Source organism: Nonomuraea aridisoli, from assembly GCF_003236395.1.
GTDB classification, from domain to species: domain Bacteria; phylum Actinomycetota; class Actinomycetes; order Streptosporangiales; family Streptosporangiaceae; genus Nonomuraea; species Nonomuraea aridisoli.
The window spans coordinates 1-3,189 of the sequence record NZ_POUD01000485.1 but is presented as its reverse complement, the minus strand read 5'-3'; the positions used below and the strand labels follow the sequence as shown (position 1 = coordinate 3,189).

The 3,189-nt window shown below is 70.2% G+C and carries 5 protein-coding genes; 1 reads left to right on the top strand and 4 read right to left on the bottom strand.

Going from position 1 to position 3,189, the window contains the following annotated elements; translation table 11 throughout:
- Positions 1-364 precede the first annotated feature (364 nt).
- The gene (locus tag C1J01_RS47215; RefSeq protein ID WP_111185591.1) at positions 365-925 is read right to left on the bottom strand and encodes an NADPH-dependent FMN reductase; all 561 of its coding nucleotides are present in this window, start codon (positions 923-925) and stop codon (positions 365-367) included.
- Between the two features lie 106 nt (positions 926-1,031).
- Between C1J01_RS47215 and C1J01_RS47210 the strand changes: the two genes are divergently transcribed.
- Complete coding sequence (locus C1J01_RS47210; RefSeq protein ID WP_220040474.1) at positions 1,032-1,505, top strand: MarR family winged helix-turn-helix transcriptional regulator; 474 nt, start codon at positions 1,032-1,034, stop codon at positions 1,503-1,505.
- Positions 1,506-1,508: 3 nt separating this feature from the next.
- Here C1J01_RS47210 and C1J01_RS47205 read toward each other — a convergent pair whose 3' ends face one another.
- The 3 genes from C1J01_RS47205 to C1J01_RS47195 all read right to left on the bottom strand — a co-directional run.
- A complete protein-coding gene (locus C1J01_RS47205) occupies positions 1,509-1,925 on the bottom strand; it encodes an SRPBCC family protein (protein ID WP_111185589.1) in 417 nt (138 codons plus the stop codon).
- A gap of 13 nt (positions 1,926-1,938) precedes the next feature.
- Positions 1,939-2,703 carry an aldo/keto reductase gene (locus C1J01_RS47200; RefSeq protein ID WP_111185587.1) on the bottom strand — a complete coding sequence of 255 codons (765 nt, stop codon included), beginning with the start codon at positions 2,701-2,703 and terminating at the stop codon, positions 1,939-1,941.
- 196 nt (positions 2,704-2,899) lie between these two features.
- A partial coding sequence (locus tag C1J01_RS47195; RefSeq protein ID WP_220040473.1) for an SDR family oxidoreductase occupies positions 2,900-3,189 on the bottom strand: 290 nt, incomplete at its 5' end.

Here is a 3,189-nt window from a genome sequence, read left to right as displayed (position 1 = left end):
GGGTCGCCGTGCCGGTCGGCGTGGGGGTGGGCCGTCCCCTGCCCTGCTGTACCGGGTCGGCGTGGGCCGCGGTCACGAGGCTGCTGACGAGCAGCGCCGTGACTCCGGCGGCCGTGACCAGGCGTCCCCGGCGGTATAAGCCGCCCAGGAGCCGTGCTGCCATTGGCTGCATCAGATGCAGTCCCTTCACTCACGTTCATGTTGATCAGGCGGCTAGCCACGATGGAGCGCCCGGATGAACGTGATGTGTGGAAGGACTGAAGAGGACGGAAACCGCCGCAGAAAGCGCCCCCGACTGCTCTCCGCGGCGTTTCACGTGCGCGCCCGCGCCGCACCGGCCCCCGCTGTGCGGGCGGGCGCGCGCTCAGGCGGCGCGCAGCGGGGCGAGCGCCCTGCTCCACGCCACGACCTCGTCCAGCATGGCGGTCACCGTCGCGCTCTGGTGCTCGCGGGGGGTGAAGACGCTGTAGTTCTGGAAGTCGTCGTGCAACGTCAGGATGACCTGCTCGCTCACGTCGGCCAACTTGAGCTGGCCCGCGACCAGCCGCAGGTGCTCCACCGCCCGCGCGCCGCCCACCTGGCCGTAGCCGACGAAGCCGACGGCCTTGTTGGTCCACTCCTTGTACAGAAAGTCGATCGCGTTCTTCAGCGCGCCCGAGGTCGAGTGGTTGTACTCGGGGGTCACGATCACGAATCCGTCGAACGAGTCGATCTTGCGGGCCCACTCGAAGGTGTGGGGCTGCGAGTACTGCCCCATGATCGGCGGGGCGAGCTCGTCGAGGTGCGGCAACTTGTAGTCGAGCAAGTCGACGAGCTCGTACTCCGCGTCGTCACGCTTGGAGGCGATCTCGTGGACCCAGCGCGCCACGGCCTCGCCGTTACGCCCCGGGCGGGTACTGCCGAGGATGATTCCGATCCTGGTCAACGGAGTGGTTCCCATCTATGTCAATCCCTCGGGGGAGGGCATACTTGTTACGCGGAGCAAGTAAAACGGCGTTGTACTTTCTTTGTCAAGCAAATAGGCTGGGATCATGAGCACCGTCACACCGGAGCACCTGCGACCGCTCACTCCCGACGAGGAGTCCTTCATGCGGGCCCTGGCCAAGGTGCTCATCACGTTGCCCCGGGCCATCGACCAGGAGATGGTGCGCCAGCACCAGCTCCCGCTGATCGAGTACCAGACGCTCATGCACCTGTCCGAGGCGCCGGGCCGGCTGCTGCGCATGAGCGCTCTGGCCGAGACCGTCGACATGTCCCTCAGCGGCATGACCCGGATCGTGACCCGGCTGGAGGGCCAGGGGCTGGTCGAGCGGGTCAAGTGCCCGGACGACGGCAGAGGCTGGAACGCCGTGCTCACCGACGCCGGTCTCGCCCGCCTGAAGGAGGCCTGGCCGGCGCATCTGGCCGCCGTGCGCCGCCGGCTCTTCGACCACCTGCGGGGCATCGACCTGCGGGAGTGCACGCGCCTGCTGGAGCGCGTGAACTCCTCGTGCGCGCCGCGCTGAGGATCAGACCCCGAGCGTGCGCTTCAACGCCTCGAGTCCGTCGGTGTAGATCCGGTTGAAGAGGGCGACGACCTCCTCCTCGCCGACGCCGTCCGGGGTGAAGGTGCCCGACCACTCCACGTGGCAGCATTCCCCCTCGTCGGCCGGATGCACCGCGAGCGTGGAGTGGTACGCGCTCACCGGGAAGGGCCCCTCGACGATGGAGTAGCTGTAGGTGCGGGCCTGGTCGTCGAAGGTCTCCAGGCGCTCCACGATGGTCTCGCCCCGCGCCGTGACCAGCCGCCGCACGCGCCCGCCCTCGCCGAGCTCACTGGAGGTGACGAACGGCAGCCAGTCGGGCAGCGAGTCGAAGCCGCCGATGAGCCGCCAGACCCGGTCGGGTGAGACGGGAAGGTCGATGGATGCGAAGGTGCTGGCCATGGCCGTTCTCCTGTCACGCTCTGGGCACGGGGGCGTCGGGCGCGATGAGCCCCTCCTCGCGCAGGTCGGCCCAGAACACCGCCGGCACCTTCTCGCGCAGCGCGGCGAGGTCCTCGGCGATGCGGCCCGGCCGTGAGGCGCCCGGGATGACCGCCACGGTGGCCGGGTGGGCCAGCGAGAACTGCAGGGCGGCGGCCTTGACGCCGACACCGTGCCGCGCGGCCACGGCCCGCAGGCGTCCGACCCTCGCCTGGATGACGCCCTCGTCCCGCAACTCCTGCAGCACGCGGAAGGCGCCGGTGCGGGCCGATTCGAAGGCGGCGAGCCACTCGCCGTCCCAGAAGTCCTCCGCGATGTCGTGCACCCAGACGATGTCGAGGCGGTCGGTGCGCAGCCGTTCGAGGCTGTCCTCGATGGAGCGGCGGGTGGCGTCGGCGCTGTAGTCCTCGACCATCGTGTTGGGACGGCCGTGCGCGAACAGGCCCTCCTTGTCGCCCAGCCGCCGGGAGGCCGGGTCTTCCCGCTCGTCCAGGATCACCCGGCCGATCTTGGTGCTCAGCACGTACGCGTCGCGCGGGCGCGTGGACAGGACCTCGCCGAGCCTGATCTCGGCCAGCCCGGCGCCGTAGAAGGGGGCCGTGTCGAAGTAGCGGACGCCCTGGTCCCACGCGGTCTCCACGGTGGCGCGGGCCTCGTCCTCGGGGATGGCGCGGTAGATGTCGCCGAGTGGCGCGGTGCCGAGCCCGTGGTCGGCGGGCAGCAAGGCGCCGATGCTCATGACGGTGGCCTCTCTCCTTGTCGTCAAGGGCGTGGACCGGTGGTCCTCCCTCCGGGCCCGGGTCCTCAGGACCCACATTACGCACGTCCTCCTGCCGCCCGGACGATGGGCGACAGGCTTTGAGCTGGTGATATGCCGCCTTTACCCCTGGCTCCCGCTCAGGGAACGATCCTCGGGACCAGGCCGCCGTCCACGCTCAGCGCCGCGCCGGTCGTGGCCGCGGCCTGCTCGGAGACCGTGTACGCGCATCGAGCCCCGGATACAGGCTCTCCCACATCTGCCGCACGCCGTCGCTGACGGTCGGCCCCGGCAAAACGCTGTTGACCGTGACCCCCGTGCCGGCGACCTCCTGGGCCGGCCCGCGCGACAGGGCCGGCTGAGCCGTCCTCGTCATGCCGTAGTGGACCATGTCCGTCGGGGTCTGCACCCCGGCCTCGCTGCTGACGAAGACCACCCGCCCCGGGCCGGCGCGGCCATCCCTCCTCC